Genomic DNA, 17,590 nt, shown 5'->3' on the forward strand with positions numbered 1-17,590 from the left:
CCGTGTTAATCTGTGGTTGAACGAACTCTTTTATGGCCCTCCCCAACAACCCCATCGCGCAAGACATGCAGGTGTTGAGCGGACTGCTGCAAAACACCGTTGCCCCGCATCTTCGCAGCGCCACCAAAAACGACCTGCGCATCCTCAACCTTGCTTGTGGCCAGTGTGATGAAGCGGAAACGCTGGTGAACTTCGCCAAGTCGCAAACCGAAGGCGCGGTGCAACTGATCGGAGCCGACATCCGCATTCGCGAGATTCTTCAAGCGCGCGCCCAGCATTCGCACCTGCCTGCCGAGTTCCTGCTCGAAGACGCCACCAAACTCCAGCACCACAAACAGCTGGGCGAGGACTTCAACATGGTGCTCCTCCGACACCAGAATTACTGGCACGGACCCGAACTATGGAAACGCATCTTTGAACAGGGCCTCGCCCGCATGGATGAAAACGGCCTCCTCGTCATCACCAGCTATTTCGACAAGGAACATCAACTGGCACTCGAAGCCCTCGACAAACTTGGGGCGGAACTGATCACCACCCACAGCAACCAGGTTTCGCGCCAGCTGCTGACTCCTGGCAAGTCGATCGACAAACACATTGCCGTATTTCGCCGCCGCTGAGCTGGCCCAAGAACGAAAAAGCGTCCTGCTGCACAAGGGCAACAGGACGCTGAAGGGTTTAACGAGTGAGTTTAGTTACACCTTCCACTCGCCGCGATAGCTTTCGCGGGTGAGCCATTTGGCATCGCCGCCGCTGACGATCGTGTGGGTTTCTGGATTCCACTTCATGTTGGCACCGTAGTAGTAGGCGAAGTTCATGAGATGGCAGGCAATCACGCTGCTGGCACCAATCGCGACATCGCAAATCGGACGTTGGCGGCTGTGGATGGAGTCGATCCAGTCCTGATGATGCCCTTTGCTGTTGTAAAGTTTGACCTTCGCATCGGCAAGCAGTTCGCGTTCAGTGAGAATCACTTCGCGGTCCAGTGAGGTGCCTTTGTCGACTTCCTTGTCCCAGAACTTGTGGATGGTTTTGCCACCACGGATGAGTTCGAACTTGCCGCGGTTAACGTGCACTTCACCTTCGGAACCGAAGAAGGAGCAGCCTTTGCCCTCCGCATGGGTAAGCACCACACCGTTGGCATACACCAGCTGGGCTCCGCGTTTGGCGGTTTCCCATTTCTCGGGTGCACGGACTTCAACTGGTCCGCCGCCGTCGACGCCAAGACCCCATTGGGCGATGTCGATGTGGTGAGCGCCCCAGTCGGTGATCATGCCGCCGCCGAATTCGCGGGTCATGCGCCAGTTGGGGAAGTTGTCGTGAACGCCACGTGGGCAGAGGAAGGTGTTGTAGTTCACCAGCGGACCAGGACCGCACCAGCGATCCCAATCAAGGCCGGGTTCCATTTCTTCCGCCGGTTTGTTGTAGGGAGGAGCCGGGTCACCGAAGGAGGTGGTGATGGTTTTGAGTTCGCCAATGATGCCATTGCGCACCAGTTCGGCAGCGACGCGGAATTCTTTGGAAGAGCGCTGTTGGGAGCCGGTTTGAAAAACGCGGTCGGTCTTGCGAACGGCTTCGGTAAGGGTGACGGCCTCGTGGATGTTGTAGGTGAGCGGTTTTTCGCAATAAACGTCCTTGCCAGCATTGACGGCGGCGATGGCGATGAACGCGTGCCAGTGGTCGGGAGTGGCGATGACCACCGCGTCGATGTCCTTGCGGTCGAGCAGTTCGCGGAAGTCGTTGTAAGCCGCGCAGCCTTTGTATTCGGCGTTCTTTTTGTCGGCGTAGGTTTTCTCGACAATCGATTTAGCGTTTTCGCGACGGGTGGTGTCGACATCGCAAACGGCGAGGACCTGGCAGTCGTCGCGATTGACAAAGTTTTTGAGGTGACCGCCGTTCATCTTGCCCATGCCGATGAAGCCGAGCGTGATGCGTTTGCTGGGGGCGGACTCCTGCGACCACACACGGCCGGGAAGAATCAGAGGTGCGCTGAGCGCGGCGGCGGTGCTTTGAAGAAAGCGACGGCGGGTGGGTATGGTGTTTTGCATGGATGGATTGGAATGGAAACGCAATCTTTCCCTTACGGGTCAGGTGGGGGATTCTTGCATTTCTGGCGAGAAATAGAAAGGATGAACTACCAGCCTGTCGGTTGGCGGTCTCTGCTTCGCACCACACGGGCCTAACGTTGACGCTCGCGCGGATTGCGCTGGGAAACACAAAGCTCCCTCCACCAGCACATGCGCGAGTATCTCAACACACCACCTCAATACGGGCGATCTGATTCCGTTGATCCTCTGGAGACAATGAATCTCCATCCATTGGCGGCCTGTCTTGATTGACCGAGTTTAGGATGTAATTTTTCAAAGCATGCCGTATCGATCAAGTTTCGTCGGAGTCATCTTCAGGAAATTCTTGCCCAAAAAACTTCCTCGCACCGTGCAGCACGCGAATGATGGTGATGCGGTTCTTTTCCGATGTGAATAAGACGCGGTATTTTGTCCGGCTTTTGCCGTGAAGCACCTGATAGACGGTCTCGTCAGTGAAACCAAGTTTCGTCTCGGGTGACAGAGAATGTCGGCCTGGAAAATCAGGAATTTTTTCGATCACGAGTGAGATCGAATGGAGCAATTGAAGCGCGGCTTTCGGGTTGTCTCTGGCAATCCACCGGCATGCTTCCCGAATATCTTGCTCGGCTTCTGGGGATATGCCGACAATTGGACGGCTCGGCATCAGTCCTTGGCTTTAATGTCTTGAGCAAGCTCCTCCTCCAACTCTTTCACGAAGGAAGAAAATTTGCGGGATTTTCCTTCGCGCACCGATTGTAATCCACGATTGATGCTTCTGGCCGATTCAAGCAGCGCCAATCGGTCGAGAATCTCCTGGTAGGCTTCTGCACTCTGAACGACCAATTCGGCTTTGCCTTGCACCGTCAGGACTTGCGGCAGACCACTTTCGCGCATGCTGCTGATATGACGTGACGTGTTACGCTGGAAATCAGTCAGTGAGTGGATGTTTTGGATGTGAATCATGTTCTCTCCTCACGCAGTTAATTGACTGTTAATTAACAGTGTAACAACCCGATAGATGCAAGTCAACAACTCATCCACCTAGCGAGTCTCAGCGTTCGTTGCGGGTCACGGCTCGGAAAGCAACCGTTGCGCCCTCGATGTTTAATTGAGAGCACATTGAAGTCCCAGTTCAATCGAGTGGTGGGGAATCAATTTATCTCTACACAGGAGCCGAATCGCTGAGCAGGGGGCTCATGGGAAGAGGTTCTCCACCGCGGGCGAGATAGATTTGATAGAGTTGGCGGTCGAGGTGTTCGACCGCAAAGGCGATCAGGGCCATCACAACATACATCCCGACGCAGAAGGCGATGGCCCCGATGGGCAGGAGGACCATGCCGGCGACGCCGACGAGGACGGTGCAAATGAGAGATTCCATCCACATGAGGGTGAGGAAACGTTTGATGAAAACGAAGTCGAATGAGGGAACGAAGTCCTGGGCAAACACGGCGCGGATTTTCAACGGCTTGAGGATGAGAATGGCGGCGAGCCAGACGGCCGTCGACAACAGGAACATGATGAAACCGACGATGGCGGAGAGGAATCCATTGTCGCCAGCGATCATCCCGAGGATGAAACCGGGGATGCCGAGGACAATTAAGATAACCAGCCACATGCCGACCATGGCGGCGAAGAGAACCAGGAAGGGCCAGAGTCCGCGCTGAAGGTAGATGCCGAATTTGCCGAAGTCGAAGTCAGGGAAGGTTTTGGGATCCTGATCCTGCCGGGCCCAGAAGCCGAGGGAAAGCCAGCCAAGAAGCACCATGGGTCCGACAATGGGGATGAGCATGCACAGACCGCCAAAGAGCAGATTCTTGACGTAGTTGGGCTGCTGGAAAAAGTCCGTGATTGATTCGACGTATTTCATGATGGGAATGGTGGATGACTGACTGCTGGATGTTTGTGGAAGCGATCCGTCTAGTGACCGGCTTCCTTCATGGTGGCGACAAGGTGGTCGCTGAGGTAGGCGAGGTTGCGGTCAAAGAAACGCTGGCGGGAGCGGAATTCTTCCTCGGTGGCGAGGGCTTCCAGTTTGGCGAACTCTTCGCGGCAGTAGGCGAGGTTGAGCTTTAAAGATTCGACGCGCAGCTTGAAGTAGTCGCGCACGGAAACGGGAGCGTCGGTGTCGGCAAGGCCCTGAATTTCGGCATCCATGACGGCGAGTCCGCGGGTGGCTTTTTTGGAGTATTGAACGCGGTCCATGGTGAGGTGATCCTTGGAGCGTTCCCAGAAGGCATCTTCGCTTTCCTTGTCACTGGATTTTTTGGTGGCCTTGTCGGCGGCGTCTTTGACTTCGCCCAAAAGTTTTTGCAGGGCATCCTTGGCTTTGTCGGAATCAATTTTGTCAACCTGGGCATGGGAGGCCAGAGGCAGGCTGAGCGCGCAGGCGGCGAGGAGGAGAACAATCGGTTTCATGCGTGGGTCTTTCGGTTTTGTGCTTGCAGTTATTACGCCGATGATGGTGGGAATCACGCGGGATGCGTTGGTTCCAAGGTCATTTTTCGCTGTTGGGATCGACTTCACCAACCATGAGGAAGGCAGATCGTCAACCCACAAGGACGTGAGGTCGACGTGGCCACCACCATACCAAGGCGGCGCATACAAACAAACATGCATCTTTGGCAAGTCCACCAAAAGGATCATGCAGGGCTTCGGGATGGTTGCCGATGACGAGCACCATCAGGACAAGCACGGCGAGGGTGGCGACGGCCACGGCGAGTCGCTCAAGGATGCCGCTGATGATGGCGAGTCCGGCGAGAATCATGGCGATGCCGAGCCAATGGAGGGTGGCTTCGGGAGTGTGCCACCACCAACCGCTGCGTTCGACCATTTGGATCTGCAACGTTGAGGGAAACAAGATCTTGGGAACGAGCCCCTCCCAAATCCAAACGAAGCCAATGGAGATGCGGGCGGCGTTTTTGATGCGTCGGAGCTTTGTCCAATCGTCCTGTGGCATGGAAATGGTGGCAGTGTCTGGGTGTTGGTTCATGGCTGTATGGATTTAAGCGAGGCGGGGACGGCTCATCCAGACTTCGTCGAATCCGGGTGAGTAGGTGGCTCCGACAAACCCGGCGTGTTGGGTCCAATGTCCTTCGAGGTCCATCAAGGTATTTTCACGGAGGCAAATCGCAGCAGGAGCGTGTTGCCACGGAGGATGCCAGACGCGAAAGAGGCGGTCGATGCCAAAGGAATGCGTGAAGGCGGTGTAGCGTTCGAGAAGAAATTCGTGAAGTGAACCGGGCGTCGAAGCCTCGAATCCCCCATCGACGTGGCCGAGATAATCGAGGGTCGCTTTTCCGTCCGGGGTGCTGACCGTTCCATTAAGATTGCCAGTTCGTTGGGGATGTTGATAGCGAAGTTTGCCGAGCCGGTAGGGCAGGCCGAAGAGGGGTTTGCCTAAAGCGACGCTCAGAGCGTTGGGGAGCCATTCGCTAAGAAAATAGATGCCCGGCTCGCCGCGATGTTTGACATAGGTTCGGACGTTGAGGAATTCATGGGTGGCAATGGGGCGAAGCAGCCAGCGTCCAACGATTCCACCGTGGCGGAAGTGCATCTCTCGCAGGGTGAAAGCGACCAAACTGACGTAGGCGAGACCATCATAAGTGTCCAGCTTGAAGGGGACGTGGGTTTGCAAAGCCTCGACATCCACCGCGAAATGAAGCATCAGGATACGCTCCCAACCCGCGAGGAACAGCGGCTCGCCACGCAGGTGTTTCATGCGTTGCAGGCCGGTTTCGCTGGGCGTGGGATGATCGAGAAGTTTCATCGGATTAGGCGAGAACGGCGAAGAAATACACGGTGGTCCAGGCGAAATAACCGACGAACAACAGCCAGTGAATGAAGGTGCGTCCTGGTTTGCCCTGCCAGTGGGCGGGGCTGTAGTGAAGCCATTGCAGGACGCAGCGGATGCCCCAGAATATGCCGATGGCGGCGCACAACCAGCGGCTCAATTCGGTGGGGGCATGAGCCATTTCGGGTGCAAAACGCCAAGTGAGAATGCCGAACATGGCAACGGTGATGGTGATGAACCAGCCGTGAATGATGAAGACATCTCGGACCAGCGGGCTCATGGCGTCGACCTCGGGTTTCCAGTTAAGGATGCGTGCGATGAACAGGTTCAGCACCGCCAGGGCGAGCTGAAGGAGGGCGACAAAACGGAGAAGAAGATCCAGATTTTCGAAGATGAGTTTCATGGTTGGAAGGCGGTGAAGGTGTAGATGACGGTGAGGAGGATGAAGGTGACGGTGAGGGCATGGTATCCAAGCTTCAGCCAGGAGTTGGTGAGGTAGGGTCGGGCATCGAAAACGAAGCATTGCACCAGCAGTCGCGCGCCCCAGAACACAGCGGCGAAGGCGGCGATGCCACGGGCTGGGGCGTTGCCGCCGGCCATGGGTTCACGAAAGGTCAGGGTGAGGGTGCCGATACCAATGATGGTCAGCACGATGAAGATGCCGTAGACCCAGAACAGGCGGTGCAGCAGGGGCGGTAGTTTTTGCAGTTCATTTTTCCAGTCGAGCACTTTCGGAGTAAGTGCACTGGCGAAAAGGATGCCGAAGTTGGCCAGTCCGGCGAACAGCAGTGCGAGGTTGAGGGTGCATGGATTGATGAGGGCGGTGGCAGTATTCATGGCAGGGCTCCGATGGTTTTGAAAAAGGGCAGCATCACGCGGCTGACAAAAGGCGGATGAAACAGCAGTCCGACCGGCAGAAGGGTAAAGGCGTGGGTGAAGAACCAGCTGCGGAGGCGGAATCGACGCTCAATGAGCTGCCCGACGGCTTGCAGCATGAAGTAGCCGAAGGGGAGTCCGTATCCCGCACCGGCGGGGATGCTGATGACCAGCTCATGGACGATCCCTGACACGGCAAAACAGGCGAGCAGGGCAGGGACGGCACCGAATCGACGATGGACCGGCAGCAACACCAATGGGTGGGCGAGGTCACGAAAGGCCCGATTCCAGCGTTTGCCCCAGAACTCCGCGAGCGTCATGGCCGCAGCGGGCCGGTTCATCAACGGTTGCACGGCGTGACCTTGGGTTTGCCAAAAGTCGGCGAGGAGTCTGAAGAGTCCGAAGTGCAGGATTAGAACCAATCCCACCATGCCACACCATCCGGCGGCAAGCGGATGTGGCAGCAATCGGGCGATGCCCCACAACAACAACACACCGAGAAGGAGGGCGATAACTCCGGCACCGGTTTGCCGAACAAGGGGGCGACGTTGGGCGGGGGCATTCCATTCCTGCGGGTTCATGCCGACCCATCCAAACGCAAAGGCGGCCACCTGGAGGGGTCGATGAGTGATTTTCCAAAGCCACCAGGCACTGATGGTTTTGCCCACCGCGAACAGCAGTCCGGCGACGATCCACATGCTGACCCAGGCGGGGAGAGTTGTGTGGAGGGCGTTCATGTTGGTTGTGACGGATGTTTCGGTAATTACCGAAATCGTTTTTAAAAAAAAGGGGAGGGTCAGAGGCGTTCGAGAAGTTTCATGGCTTTGTCTCCCATTTTGGCGGCGCGGACGAGGGTTTTGGTGCTCATGCGGTCAAGCTGGCCGGCGAAGTTGAGCGTGATTTCAAAAAACTCTTTCATGGATTCCAGCTGGGCGCGCACATGGGCTTCGTCGGGTTGGGGGTGAGTTTGAGGTTTGCCATCATCCGTGAGGCAGTCGTTGATCAGGGCTAGGGTGGGGTCGATTTCGCGACGCCGACGTTCATTCATGATGACGCGGAACATTTCGAAAACGTCCTTCATGCTTTCGAAGTGATCACGTCGGTCACCTGGAAGGTGGACCAGTTTGACGATGCCCCAGCCTTGAAGTTCGCGCAGCGCCACGCTGACATTCGAGCGGGCAAGTTGGAGGGCGGTGCAGATTTCTTCGGCGTTGAGCGGCCGTTCTGAGAGAAACAGTAGCGCATGGATTTGCGCGAGCGTGCGGTTGATGCCCCAGCGCATGCCCATCTCACCCCAATGGAGAACGAATTTTTGGGTGATGGGTGGCAGCTCGGTCATGCGTCTTAAATTTCGGTTAAGACAGAAATAACGGAAGGATGCGGCACTGTCAAGTGGGGAGACTGCAAATAGTTCGGCATTCCACCAAAGCTCTCAGTCTGGAGTCGAAAGTTCCTTGCGCAGATTTTGAATCGCTGCACTGAGATTGCGCCGCGCCTGGGTTTCGCAACGTTCGCGAAAGATGGGAGTCAGGTAGACGAAATCGCGTGCGAGAAATTGATCGAGGACTTCGATGCGTTTGGCGGAAAAGAGGGCGGGTGGAACCCAGTGGTATTCAGCGCGAATTTGAGCTTCGTATTGCCAGTAGCGTTCGGAGGGTTTGCCAAGGATGCTGAGGTCGATGTCCAGCATGATGGCGATGGCAGGATTGTTGGAAGACGGATGGGTTTTGGTGGCCAGGATCAAGGCGCTTACCTGATCGATGAAGGAACGGGAGGCGTTGGCAGCAGAGAGCGTTTGCACAGCAAATTCCGCGCTGCGTGCTTCGTTGTCTGCGGCGTGGGTGTCGTAGACGGCATCATGAAACCACAGGGCCATTTCGACCGCGTGGATTTCGTGCTGCGGAAGCGCGGGTCTTACTGCTTCGAGTTCCGACAGGCATTCGGACAGGTGTTGAAGGTTGTGATAATGCCGGTGCGTTTCCGAGTAGGCGCGATACAACTGATCAAAAACGGCATCGGAATTACCATCAAGCTGACAATGCGTCCAAAGCTGGTGAAACGCGTCATTCATGGACCGCTTCACTACTGTCTTCGCTGGTTGATCCAGTCCTGATCTTCCTGACTGAGTCGGTTGGTGAATGAACTGAATTCATTGCCCCATTCGCCGGTAAACGTCGCTTGATTGGCGTCCAACTTGGTCAGACGGGCGAAGACATCGCGACCATCCTTGCTGTGCCAGTTCCGGTAACCCTGGCCTTCCATCCGCTCCCGCCGGGTCTCAATCGCTTTGGGAACATCTTTTTCAGCCGCATGGAGGATGCGCTTCAAGTAACTGTCATGGTATTCCGGTTTGTAACCGGCCAGATTCAATACTTCCGTTCCGTCCGGCAGAGTAAGCACCAGAGTGGGATAGCCGCTTGCCTTGAGACGCTTCTTCAGCGATTGATAGTAGTCGCTGCGCCGCGCCTCGGTATTGGAGAAATCCACCCGCAGCAGTGTCAATTGTTGTTCCGCAACACGCCGAAAATCCGGGGCACGCAGCAAGGTGTTTTCCATCTGCTTGGCGGGGATGCTGCTCTGATGCGTGACCAAAGTCAGCAAGGCCCGGCCCTTTTGGCGCGACTCTTCAATCGCCACCGTGGCGCTGGGATGCCAGGCAAGCCCGCCCATCGCGGCGCTGCTTTGCGGGAGCACGCTGGAAAAATCAAACAACCCCGGTGCCGCTGTCGAAGGAGTGCCACCATCCGCTGCCATCATGGTCCCCGAGGCGTCCACCTGGCCGCCGCCCGGGTTCATCAGTTCAGGATAAACCAAGGCCCAACCACGTGGAGAATTCTCATCGACAGAAGGTCCAGCCGTGACGTCGCGATTCTTCGTCAGCATCCCGCACGAAGTTAAACCAGCCGCACAGGTGGCGATGAGGATGGGGAGAACCGACTTCATAAATCCATGCGCCACCGGCCAACATCAATAGCGATAGTCCGTGGGCACCGCGACATCACGAAGCACATCAGCACTGCTCGGCGTATAACCCCGCTCGTTGCGCGCTCCCGTGGTCGGGTTCTGGAACGATCCGAAGCCTGACCCGACCTCACCCTTCGGCTGATAAAAACTGTTCGCCACGCCACCCAGTTGCGGAGCTTGAGGCGCGACCGGGGCATCGCCAGTCGGCTCTCCCCAGGCACGTTTTTCACTCTCGGAAAGCTCGTGGTGGGTCCAAGCCAGATCGTGCGCCTTTTTGCGAATGCCCGCACGAAGGCTGTCCGCACCCCTGTCGCGCTGCGCCTGACTAATCTCCCCACGCGCCAGTTGGGCGTCCAACAACGCAATCTGCCGCTCGGCAAGGTCGGTCGCCTGTTTCTCATATCGATCCAGATCCGCCGTGTCGGGAATGGTTGACTGACAAGACACCAAAGCCAGCAGGCCAAAGGCGAGAATGAAGAACGCTCGGAAAAAATCAGTCATGCAGATCAATAGACACCCGCATCCTAAAAAATTGCTGCAAAAAGTTCAACCAAAACCGGGAAAATCCTCTGCTCCGAGCTCCACTCGACGCTTGAACAGGAAAAAGAATGCCCTCTCGTGACAATTTTGGCAGTCTTCATTGATCCAACGCGTAATCGAAAGATGCCCCTTCCGAAACGATGTCCTGCTCCCAGCGAGCCGGGCTCGGTAAAAAAAGATTTGAGAACTCTTGTCAGTATGGTGTCTCATAGTGCCTGCTGTCTTTTTTGTTAATTGCTTTGTCATGATCCTGCCCCGCGTCATCCGAACCGCCTTCCTCGTGCTGGCTTCCACCGGTCTGTTGCTTCAAGCTCAAGCTCAAGCCCAGGAACCAAAAACTCCCATCTCCGCCGACTCCGTCGTGCCCGAACCCTGGGAAGGCATTGTGCGCATTGAGGCCTCGTTCCTCATCCCTGACTTCCGCGTGCCATGGAACTCCGGCCGTCCAACCTCAGGCAACGGCACCGGCTGGCTGGTCGGCAAAAACAAATTCATCACCAATGCCCACGTAGTCAGCAATGCCACCAAGATCGTCATCCGCACCATGAACGATCCCGAGCCTCTTGAGGCCCGGCTGGTGCATGTCGCCCACGACTGCGACCTGGCCATGCTGGAACTGGTCGACCCCAAACGCTTCGAGAACGTCAAACCGCTGGAAATTGACGGCATTCCCAAATTGAACTCCGAAGTGATCGCCGTGGGTTATCCGATTGGCGGCGAACGCGTCAGCGTCACCCGGGGGGTGGTGTCACGCATCGACTTCCAAAGTTATTCGCACAGCGGCATCGACCAGCATCTTGCCATTCAGGTGGACGCCGCCATCAACCCCGGCAACAGCGGCGGCCCGGTGTTGCAAAATGGCAAGGTCGTCGGCGTGGCTTTTCAGGGCTACAGCGGCTCAGTCGCCCAAAATGTAGGTTACATGATTCCCGTTCCCGTTCTCAATCGTTTCCTCAAGGATGTCGAAGACGGTGAATACGACCACTACATGGACCTTGCCATTGGAACCTTTGCCATCGAAAACCCCGCCCAGATCAAGGCTCTTGGACTTGAAGACAACGGCATCGGCGTGATGGTCAGCAGCGTGGAAAGCGCCGGCTCTGCTGGTGGCTTCCTCGAACCGGGCGATGTCATTCTCAGCATCGACAACAACCCGGTGTTCAACAACGGCTTGATCCGTGTCGATGGCGAAATGATGGACATGAACGAGATCGTCGAACGCAAGTTCGCCGGCGACAAGATCAATGTGGAAATCCTCCGCAAAGGGAAGATGGCGAAGATCGAGATTACCCTCAAACGTTTCCTTCCCTACCTGACCCTGGGCGAACAATACGACCGTCGTCCCGAATACCTGTTGTATGCCGGTCTGTTGATGCAGCCCATGACCCGCAACCTCATGGAGTCCCATGGCATCCGTGATCCCCTGGTCAACTACACCTTCGACAATTACCTCACCAAGGAAATCTACAAGGAGAGACCTGAAGTCGTCATTCTCACCGCCATCCTTCCCGATGAAGTGAACAGTTATCTTCAGGGGTATCAGCACAGCATTGTCGACGAGATCAATGGTGTGAAAATCAAAGCCCTCAAGGACGTTAGTGAAGCCCTCAAAAAAGGCGACGAGAAGTTTGTGGTCATCAAACTTCTTGAGAAAAACCGGCCCCTGGTGCTGCGTCGCGATCTGGCCGAAGAAGCCCATCCGCGCATCATGCAAACCTACAATATTTCGACCGACCGCTATCTCGGCGAATAAAAATTCCTACGTTGCCCTGCCTGCCTTTTTCTGACTCGATCATGAAACCATTTTTTATCGCCCTTCTGCTGTTCCTTACCGCTGGCGTTTCCATTGCCCAGCCAGCCGACAGCCCTCCTTCCACCACCCCGCCCGCAGACAGTCCGCCAGCGACGCCCGGAGAACCCAAACCTTCGACCCCCGGTAATGAAGCCCCAGATACCACTGCGTCTGCCCCCATCAATGCCCCGCCCTTGCTTGATCCCACGGCACCCACGCGAAAGAACACGTCATTGGTAAAAGTCAACGTCACCAGCCAGCCATGGAGCGACCGCATCCCCTGGCAAAAAAGCTCACCCAGCGCCCGCCGTGGACTTGGAGTCCTGCTCAAAGGCAACCGTATTCTGGTCACCGGTCAGATGGTGGCCGACGCCACTTATATTGAACTGGAACTTGCCGACTCCGGTCGTCGCATTCCTGCCAAGGTCAAAGGTCTCGATTATGAAGCCAACCTCGCCCTGTTGGAACCGGCGGGTGATGCCAAGACCTTCTTTGAAAAGCTCACCCCGTTGGAGATCGAGCCAAATGCCAGCGTGGGCGACCTGATGGAGACCTGGCAGCTAGGCCGGGTCGGCGAGTTGATTGTCACCCCGTTGCAGATCAACAAGGTGCTTACCTCACGCTATGTATTAGATACCAGCTTGTTTCTCGTTTATGAAGCCCTTGGCATCATTCGCAGCGAAGCGAACAGCTTTACCCTGCCAGTGACCAAAGATGGCAAGCTTACTGGATTGCTGCTGCGCTACGACTCAAAGGATCAAACCTCCACCGTGCTGCCTGGTCCGATCATCCAGCACTTCCTGAAAGACATGGATGATGGCGAGGGCTATCGCGGTTTCCCGAGCCTCGGAGTGGAGTTCCAGCAGACGCTGGATGACCAGTTCCGCGAATACATTGGCATGAAGCCCGACCAGCAGGGAGTGTATGTCAGCAACGTCACCAAAGACGGTTCCGCTGAAGCCATCGGCATCAAGAAGGAGGACATCATCCTTGAAATGAACGGCCACAAAATTGATTCCCGCGGTGACTATCAGCATCCGCAGTATGGCACGCTCAACATGAGCCACATCGTGCGGGGCGCGAGTTATGTGGGAGACGAACTCAAGGTAAAGCTTCTTCGCGAAGGCAAGGAGCAGCTTCTCAGCGGCAAACTGATTCGCAAGGAAGCCAAAGATTTTCTTGTGCCGCCCTTCCGTTTTGATACCGGCACCAATTATCTCATCCAGGGCGGCTTGTTGTTTCAGGAACTTAGTTTGCCTTACTTGAAGAGCTTCGGTGAAAACTGGGAAACCAGCGCCCCGTTGCGTCTCGTCTTCGCCGCCCAGCATACGGAAGAATATGAGAAAGCCGGAAGGCGCAAGATTGTCATTCTGACCGCCACCTTGCCAACGCGCACGACCCAGGGTTATGAAAGCCTCGGGGGATTGATCGTCAATCGGGTCAATGGCAAACCGGTGAACGACCTCGCCGATCTGAATGAATGCTTCAAAGAACCCAAGGACGGCATCCACACCGTTGAGTTTGATGATTTCCCCAAAATCATCTATCTCGACGCCTTTGCCACCGAGTCCGACAACCTGCGCTTGATCGACGGGGTTTATCGCATTGGCTCGCTGAAGCGCATTCAGTAGCCGGTTTCAGCATCAGAGGTGCCCGCTCACAGCGGGATCACCGGCGGCGGGAAAAAATGGGCCGCTCATCTTATCGGATGGAGGCGAAAAATTACCCGCATCCTTCGTGTGCGGTTCGCTGGCACCTGAAAAATCTTCGTGTGTTTGTGTCTTCGTGTGAGATACTTCAACCTGTGAAAACCACTGCAGCTATCGTTGGCGAACCACCCGACTCCTCTGTCCTCGCAGTGGCTCGGGAAGCGCTTGCGACCTACCGCACCCGCTGTTTTTGGTCGCTTGCGCCCGATTTTGACGTTACTCCGGAGACGCTGCCCATCATCATCGCGGGGCTTCGCCGCCACGGGGACCGCAAGGCCTTCCAGCTCGCCGCACGGCTATGCCGATAACCGCATTTCAGCATGAAGTCTTTGCGACACTCCGCCGAAGTCGCAGCCCCGAGAGTTTCGTTTTCGGTGCGACCGTGCTCAACGCCAGGTTGAACACACCGCGTTACTCACGCGACATCGAACCTCTGCCACGATCTTGAGATAGGCCTGTAGTGAATAGAAATACCATTTTCATGCGCCCGTTCTGTTTCAGGGTGCACAAAATCAAGCAAAGGGCATGCGCTTACAATCCGGTGGGATGATCAATGAACTCCCATTCCAACCCAAAGCGTTGGGCCAGGTCGGCTGCCAGGGCTTTGACTCCAAAGGTCTCGGTGGCATAGTGGCCTCCGTAAAACACGTTGATCCCCAACTCCTCGGCGAGGGTGTAACTCCAGTGAGGGCCTTCGCCGGTGATGAGTGTATCAATCCCGAGGGCTTTCACCGCTGCGACTTCCGAGCCGGCACCGCCAGTGATCACGCCGACATTTCGAATTACTTCGGGTCCGCCCGCGCACAGATGCACCTGGCCGTTAAGGGCATGGCCAAGCCGGTTGTGAAGTTCGTCGCGGGATATTTCGACCTCGGCACGCACTCCGATATTGAAGTTTTTATACGGGAAGAAGGGTGACCACGAAGCTTCAAGTTTGAGGGCCTGAGCCAGCAGGATGCTGTTGCCGTGCTCAAGATGCCCGTCCAACGGCAGGTGCGCGCTGTAGATCGCGAGGTTGGCTTCCATGGACTCGCGAAATTTCTGGAAGACTGCTCCCGTGATCGGCTGCAGGCCGCTCCAGAACAAGCCGTGATGCACCAGAAGAAAATCGCATCCACTCGCAATCGCCTTCTGCAGGACGGGGAGATGGGCATCCACCGCCGCTCCGATTTTGGTCACTTTGCCCGAGGTGTTTTCCAACTGAAGCCCGTTTAGTGCCGGCGGATAGTCCGGCAGCGTCGCGATGCTCAAATAGGCATCCAGGTGGGCGGTTAACTCAGCGAGTTGCATGCGTCCAGCATGCCGTCAGCCGAATCAGACCACAAGCGCAACGTGGCGAACTTACGGCGTTTTCTTCAGGGTCGGGTCCGCAGTGACGGTATTGGAACTGAGTTCGTCCAACGCCCGTTTCACCGTGGTGGAATCAGGATGATCCTGTCCCAAAGCCTTCACCAGCACTCCGTAGGCAATCTCCAGATCCTTGCGTGCCGCATCGCGCTGCCGCAGGTCCACACGGGCAAGTCCCGACAACAGAAAACAGCGGGCGTATTCCGAATGCTCCTTGGAAAAATGTTTCTCACAAAGAACCCGGGCGTCCTCCGTGTGTTGAAGCACATCTTCAGGATTGCCTTTTTTCAGCGCGGCATTTCCGAGAGCCAGATGGGCCGCTACCAGTATTTTCATATCGGCGGAATCGCTGTTCTTCGACTGGGTGATGGTATCGTTGAGCAGTAATTCAGCCTCATCCAGCTTGCCATCCTGAATGAGGATGCTTGCCAGTTGCTGCTGAACCCTGAGCCGGTCCTTGTCCGCCGGCGGCAGATGTTGGGCCGCGAGACGCACCGACCGTTGCAGAAGAATGCGCGCCTGATCAATCCTCTGGTGATTCAGATAAATCCCGCCCATCACAGAGCAAACGCGTGCGGTGTGCACCGGATTTTCCTCTGCCGTCAGTTCAGTGATCTCCATCACCTCTTTGGCGGCCTCGGTTGCTTCATCCTCCCGATTCAACAACAAAAACATGTCGGTCAACATGGCGAGAAAGTGGGTGCCCTCTTCCAGTCGGCGACCGTGCTTGACGTTGTCGTCCAAAGCCACCTGGAGCGTTTTGATGGTGTTTTCGTATTGTCCGGCCCCCTGATAACAGCGGGCGAGTTTCTCCGCACAGCTCATGGCCATGTCGCCTTCATGCCCGTTCCATCGCTTGGTCAGAGTCGCGTCATATTTGGAACGCTCCCATGCATACTTGAGCTGGGCGATGGCATCATCCCATCGGCCTTCGGCACGATACGCCTCCCCGAGCTCCGCACGCCGAATGGTCAGTTCAATGTCGCCCTCCTTGAAGATCAACATGGCCGAAGTGAGTGCCTTCTCGAACAACGCAACCGCCTGTTGGTTGTCGCCTCTGGAGGCGGCTTCCCTTGCCTGTTCACGAAACGACTGGGCGCTGGTAGAACTGGGCCAGATCAGCGCTAGCATTAGAGAAAGTAATGAATAGGCTCGGAACATTAGGCGATGTGATCGTTGATTTTGCGCCTCAGGCAAGTTTTTTTGCATTTCATCCCCAGGGGAACAAGGCGGAAAAAGTCATTTTTTAGTGGTCTTTTTTTCAATATCGACCCCGGATGCGGCTGGCTGGGGTGGCTGGTTCTGCTTTTTCAGCATGTCTGAAAGCGCCTTCTTGATGATCAGCACATCCGGGTGCTCTGTCCCCAGTAATCGTTCAAAAATGTCCTGCGCAAATTCCAAATCGTGCCGCGCCAGAACCGGCTGTTTCAGCTTGGCATGGGTCAGACCGGAGAGCAGATAGCTGCGGCCATTTTCATAACGGTCCTCCCAACCATTCTGCTCACACAATCGTCGAACCTCTGCGGTATGCACAAACGCGTCCTTGGGATCTTCTTTTCTGAGCTCGATGGAAGCCAGCGATAGGTGGCAGGCAAGCAGGGTTTGTTTGTCGGGCACGGCATTTTTGGAGAGTTGCTCCAGCGTTTGTTCCAACAACTGCTCGGCCTCTTTGAGTTTGCCATCTTTGATCTGCACCACAGCCAGTTCACGTTGCATCTGCGCACGCTCATTATCTGAAGGTGGCATGTGTTGGGTGGCGAGTTCCACCGCCCGATGCAGCATTTTGCGCGCCTCGTCCTGGCGTTGATGATCGAGATAAACCTTCCCAAGCACGAAGCAAACCGAAGCGGACTGACGGGGATCTTCCACGAGGGTCAGTTCGGCAATTTCGCTCGCTTCCTTAGCAGCGTCGGATGCTTCTTTTTCACGTTTCTGAAACAGGTAGGAGTCGGCGAGCAAAACCAGATACTGCGCCCTCTCCGGCAGCCGCCGCCGGTGCAGTGCGTTGTCATCCAGCGCCATTTTCGCCACTTCGATGACCTTGTCGTGATTGCCGATGGCCTGATAACATTGGGAGAGTTTGACGGCGCAGCCCATGCTGAGATCGCCTTCCTGCTCCTCCCAGCGGTTCAGGGCGATGGCGTCTGCTCGCGACCGTTTCCAGGCGTAGTCGAAATGCACAATCGCTTCCGTCCAGCGGGATTCGATTCGATAGGCTTCGGCCAGCTCCGCCCGCCGGACGGTCATTTCAATATCCGTATCCTTGAACACCTGACTTGCCGAGCTCACGGCTTTTTCAAACAATTCCACTGCCAGCTTGTGATCACCCATTTCGGCTGCAAGCTTCGCCTGTTCACGAAAGGACTGGGCACTGAGGCTGCTGGTCCAAACAAGCGCCAGCAGCAATCCGAATCCAAAATAGCGACGGTTGCGTTGCATCTTGCGATGCCATCGCCTCGTTCACGCGACAGGCAAGTTTTAATTTTGCCACCGACCCTGCATCAATCTC

The 17,590-nt window shown here is 56.1% G+C and carries 20 protein-coding genes; 3 read left to right on the forward strand and 17 right to left on the reverse strand.

Going from position 1 to position 17,590, the window contains the following annotated elements:
- Positions 1-32 precede the first annotated feature (32 nt).
- The gene (locus FEM03_RS00595; protein WP_138084231.1) at positions 33-617 is read left to right on the forward strand and encodes a class I SAM-dependent methyltransferase; all 585 of its coding nucleotides are present in this window, start codon (positions 33-35) and stop codon (positions 615-617) included.
- A 75-nt stretch (positions 618-692) separates the two neighbouring features.
- Here FEM03_RS00595 and FEM03_RS00600 read toward each other — a convergent pair whose 3' ends face one another.
- The 14 genes from FEM03_RS00600 to FEM03_RS00665 all read right to left on the reverse strand — a co-directional run bounded on the left by FEM03_RS00600 (position 693) and on the right by FEM03_RS00665 (position 10,194).
- Positions 693-2,045 carry a Gfo/Idh/MocA family protein gene (locus tag FEM03_RS00600; protein WP_138084232.1) on the reverse strand — a complete coding sequence of 451 codons (1,353 nt, stop codon included), beginning with the start codon at positions 2,043-2,045 and terminating at the stop codon, positions 693-695.
- A 331-nt stretch (positions 2,046-2,376) separates the two neighbouring features.
- Positions 2,377-2,727, reverse strand: a complete 351-nt coding sequence (locus FEM03_RS00605; RefSeq protein ID WP_138084233.1) for a type II toxin-antitoxin system RelE/ParE family toxin — start codon at positions 2,725-2,727, stop codon at positions 2,377-2,379.
- The gene (locus FEM03_RS00610) at positions 2,727-3,026 is read right to left on the reverse strand and encodes a type II toxin-antitoxin system Phd/YefM family antitoxin (RefSeq protein WP_138084234.1); all 300 of its coding nucleotides are present in this window, start codon (positions 3,024-3,026) and stop codon (positions 2,727-2,729) included. The genes FEM03_RS00605 and FEM03_RS00610 overlap by 1 nt, the downstream gene beginning before the upstream one ends.
- 199 nt (positions 3,027-3,225) lie before the next feature.
- Positions 3,226-3,930, reverse strand: coding sequence for a hypothetical protein (locus tag FEM03_RS00615; RefSeq protein ID WP_138084235.1), 705 nt, complete (start codon positions 3,928-3,930; stop codon positions 3,226-3,228).
- A 50-nt stretch (positions 3,931-3,980) separates the two neighbouring features.
- A complete protein-coding gene (locus tag FEM03_RS00620; RefSeq protein ID WP_138084236.1) occupies positions 3,981-4,478 on the reverse strand; it encodes a hypothetical protein in 498 nt (165 codons plus the stop codon).
- A 130-nt stretch (positions 4,479-4,608) separates the two neighbouring features.
- Positions 4,609-5,052 (reverse strand): DoxX-like family protein, encoded by a 444-nt coding sequence (locus FEM03_RS00625; protein WP_138084237.1) that lies wholly within the window; start codon positions 5,050-5,052, stop codon positions 4,609-4,611.
- A 12-nt stretch (positions 5,053-5,064) separates the two neighbouring features.
- A complete protein-coding gene (locus tag FEM03_RS00630) occupies positions 5,065-5,829 on the reverse strand; it encodes a DUF2071 domain-containing protein (protein ID WP_138084238.1) in 765 nt (254 codons plus the stop codon).
- A gap of 4 nt (positions 5,830-5,833) precedes the next feature.
- Positions 5,834-6,256 (reverse strand): hypothetical protein, encoded by a 423-nt coding sequence (locus FEM03_RS00635; RefSeq protein ID WP_138084239.1) that lies wholly within the window; start codon positions 6,254-6,256, stop codon positions 5,834-5,836.
- Positions 6,253-6,690, reverse strand: a complete 438-nt coding sequence (locus tag FEM03_RS00640) for a G protein-coupled receptor family protein (protein WP_138084240.1) — start codon at positions 6,688-6,690, stop codon at positions 6,253-6,255. The genes FEM03_RS00635 and FEM03_RS00640 overlap by 4 nt, the downstream gene beginning before the upstream one ends.
- Complete coding sequence (locus tag FEM03_RS00645) at positions 6,687-7,466, reverse strand: wax synthase family protein (RefSeq protein ID WP_138084241.1); 780 nt, start codon at positions 7,464-7,466, stop codon at positions 6,687-6,689. The genes FEM03_RS00640 and FEM03_RS00645 overlap by 4 nt, the downstream gene beginning before the upstream one ends.
- Positions 7,467-7,525: 59 nt before the next feature.
- Positions 7,526-8,068 (reverse strand): GbsR/MarR family transcriptional regulator, encoded by a 543-nt coding sequence (locus FEM03_RS00650; RefSeq protein WP_138084242.1) that lies wholly within the window; start codon positions 8,066-8,068, stop codon positions 7,526-7,528.
- Between the two features lie 93 nt (positions 8,069-8,161).
- On the reverse strand, positions 8,162-8,800 hold the full coding sequence (locus tag FEM03_RS00655) for an HD domain-containing protein (RefSeq protein WP_138084243.1): 639 nt from the start codon (positions 8,798-8,800) through the stop codon (positions 8,162-8,164).
- A gap of 11 nt (positions 8,801-8,811) precedes the next feature.
- Entirely contained in the window at positions 8,812-9,672 is an 861-nt protein-coding gene (locus tag FEM03_RS00660) for a hypothetical protein (RefSeq protein WP_138084244.1), read from the reverse strand.
- Between the two features lie 24 nt (positions 9,673-9,696).
- Entirely contained in the window at positions 9,697-10,194 is a 498-nt protein-coding gene (locus FEM03_RS00665) for a hypothetical protein (protein WP_138084245.1), read from the reverse strand.
- Positions 10,195-10,477: 283 nt separating this feature from the next.
- Between FEM03_RS00665 and FEM03_RS00670 the strand changes: the two genes are divergently transcribed.
- Both FEM03_RS00670 and FEM03_RS00675 read left to right on the forward strand, forming a co-directional pair.
- Positions 10,478-11,986: a S1C family serine protease gene (locus FEM03_RS00670; protein ID WP_138084246.1), complete on the forward strand. Its 1,509-nt coding sequence runs from the start codon at positions 10,478-10,480 to the stop codon at positions 11,984-11,986.
- A 41-nt stretch (positions 11,987-12,027) separates the two neighbouring features.
- Entirely contained in the window at positions 12,028-13,656 is a 1,629-nt protein-coding gene (locus FEM03_RS00675; protein ID WP_138084247.1) for a PDZ domain-containing protein, read from the forward strand.
- A 609-nt stretch (positions 13,657-14,265) separates the two neighbouring features.
- On the opposite strand, the gene FEM03_RS00680 is transcribed toward FEM03_RS00675, so the two are convergent.
- The 3 genes from FEM03_RS00680 to FEM03_RS00690 form a co-directional block, all read right to left on the reverse strand.
- Positions 14,266-15,024, reverse strand: a complete 759-nt coding sequence (locus FEM03_RS00680; RefSeq protein WP_138084248.1) for a Nif3-like dinuclear metal center hexameric protein — start codon at positions 15,022-15,024, stop codon at positions 14,266-14,268.
- A gap of 51 nt (positions 15,025-15,075) precedes the next feature.
- Positions 15,076-16,212 carry a tetratricopeptide repeat protein gene (locus FEM03_RS00685; RefSeq protein WP_138084249.1) on the reverse strand — a complete coding sequence of 379 codons (1,137 nt, stop codon included), beginning with the start codon at positions 16,210-16,212 and terminating at the stop codon, positions 15,076-15,078.
- Positions 16,213-16,320: 108 nt separating this feature from the next.
- Positions 16,321-17,385 (reverse strand): tetratricopeptide repeat protein, encoded by a 1,065-nt coding sequence (locus tag FEM03_RS00690; RefSeq protein WP_206170782.1) that lies wholly within the window; start codon positions 17,383-17,385, stop codon positions 16,321-16,323.
- Between the last annotated feature and the right edge of the window lie 205 nt (positions 17,386-17,590).

It is taken from the genome of Phragmitibacter flavus, from assembly GCF_005780165.1.
Classification (GTDB): Bacteria; Verrucomicrobiota; Verrucomicrobiia; order Verrucomicrobiales; family Verrucomicrobiaceae; genus Phragmitibacter; species Phragmitibacter flavus.

Excerpts from the sequence above, each read along its gene's own strand:
- FEM03_RS00680 (WP_138084248.1), bottom strand. The coding sequence starts at position 15,024 with ATGCAACTCGCTGAGTTAACCGCCCACCTGGATGCCTATTTGAGCATC.
- FEM03_RS00605 (WP_138084233.1), bottom strand. The coding sequence starts at position 2,727 with ATGCCGAGCCGTCCAATTGTCGGCATATCCCCAGAAGCCGAGCAAGAT.
- FEM03_RS00685 (WP_138084249.1), bottom strand. The coding sequence starts at position 16,212 with ATGCTAGCGCTGATCTGGCCCAGTTCTACCAGCGCCCAGTCGTTTCGT.
- FEM03_RS00640 (WP_138084240.1), bottom strand. The coding sequence starts at position 6,690 with ATGAATACTGCCACCGCCCTCATCAATCCATGCACCCTCAACCTCGCA.
- FEM03_RS00665 (WP_138084245.1), bottom strand. The coding sequence starts at position 10,194 with ATGACTGATTTTTTCCGAGCGTTCTTCATTCTCGCCTTTGGCCTGCTG.
- FEM03_RS00675 (WP_138084247.1), top strand. The coding sequence starts at position 12,028 with ATGAAACCATTTTTTATCGCCCTTCTGCTGTTCCTTACCGCTGGCGTT.
- FEM03_RS00635 (WP_138084239.1), bottom strand. The coding sequence starts at position 6,256 with ATGAAACTCATCTTCGAAAATCTGGATCTTCTTCTCCGTTTTGTCGCC.
- FEM03_RS00600 (WP_138084232.1), bottom strand. The coding sequence starts at position 2,045 with ATGCAAAACACCATACCCACCCGCCGTCGCTTTCTTCAAAGCACCGCC.
- FEM03_RS00630 (WP_138084238.1), bottom strand. The coding sequence starts at position 5,829 with ATGAAACTTCTCGATCATCCCACGCCCAGCGAAACCGGCCTGCAACGC.
- FEM03_RS00620 (WP_138084236.1), bottom strand. The coding sequence starts at position 4,478 with ATGAAACCGATTGTTCTCCTCCTCGCCGCCTGCGCGCTCAGCCTGCCT.
- FEM03_RS00660 (WP_138084244.1), bottom strand. The coding sequence starts at position 9,672 with ATGAAGTCGGTTCTCCCCATCCTCATCGCCACCTGTGCGGCTGGTTTA.
- FEM03_RS00650 (WP_138084242.1), bottom strand. The coding sequence starts at position 8,068 with ATGACCGAGCTGCCACCCATCACCCAAAAATTCGTTCTCCATTGGGGT.
- FEM03_RS00610 (WP_138084234.1), bottom strand. The coding sequence starts at position 3,026 with ATGATTCACATCCAAAACATCCACTCACTGACTGATTTCCAGCGTAAC.
- FEM03_RS00625 (WP_138084237.1), bottom strand. The coding sequence starts at position 5,052 with ATGAACCAACACCCAGACACTGCCACCATTTCCATGCCACAGGACGAT.
- FEM03_RS00655 (WP_138084243.1), bottom strand. The coding sequence starts at position 8,800 with ATGAATGACGCGTTTCACCAGCTTTGGACGCATTGTCAGCTTGATGGT.
- FEM03_RS00645 (WP_138084241.1), bottom strand. The coding sequence starts at position 7,466 with ATGAACGCCCTCCACACAACTCTCCCCGCCTGGGTCAGCATGTGGATC.
- FEM03_RS00670 (WP_138084246.1), top strand. The coding sequence starts at position 10,478 with ATGATCCTGCCCCGCGTCATCCGAACCGCCTTCCTCGTGCTGGCTTCC.
- FEM03_RS00595 (WP_138084231.1), top strand. The coding sequence starts at position 33 with ATGGCCCTCCCCAACAACCCCATCGCGCAAGACATGCAGGTGTTGAGC.
- FEM03_RS00615 (WP_138084235.1), bottom strand. The coding sequence starts at position 3,930 with ATGAAATACGTCGAATCAATCACGGACTTTTTCCAGCAGCCCAACTAC.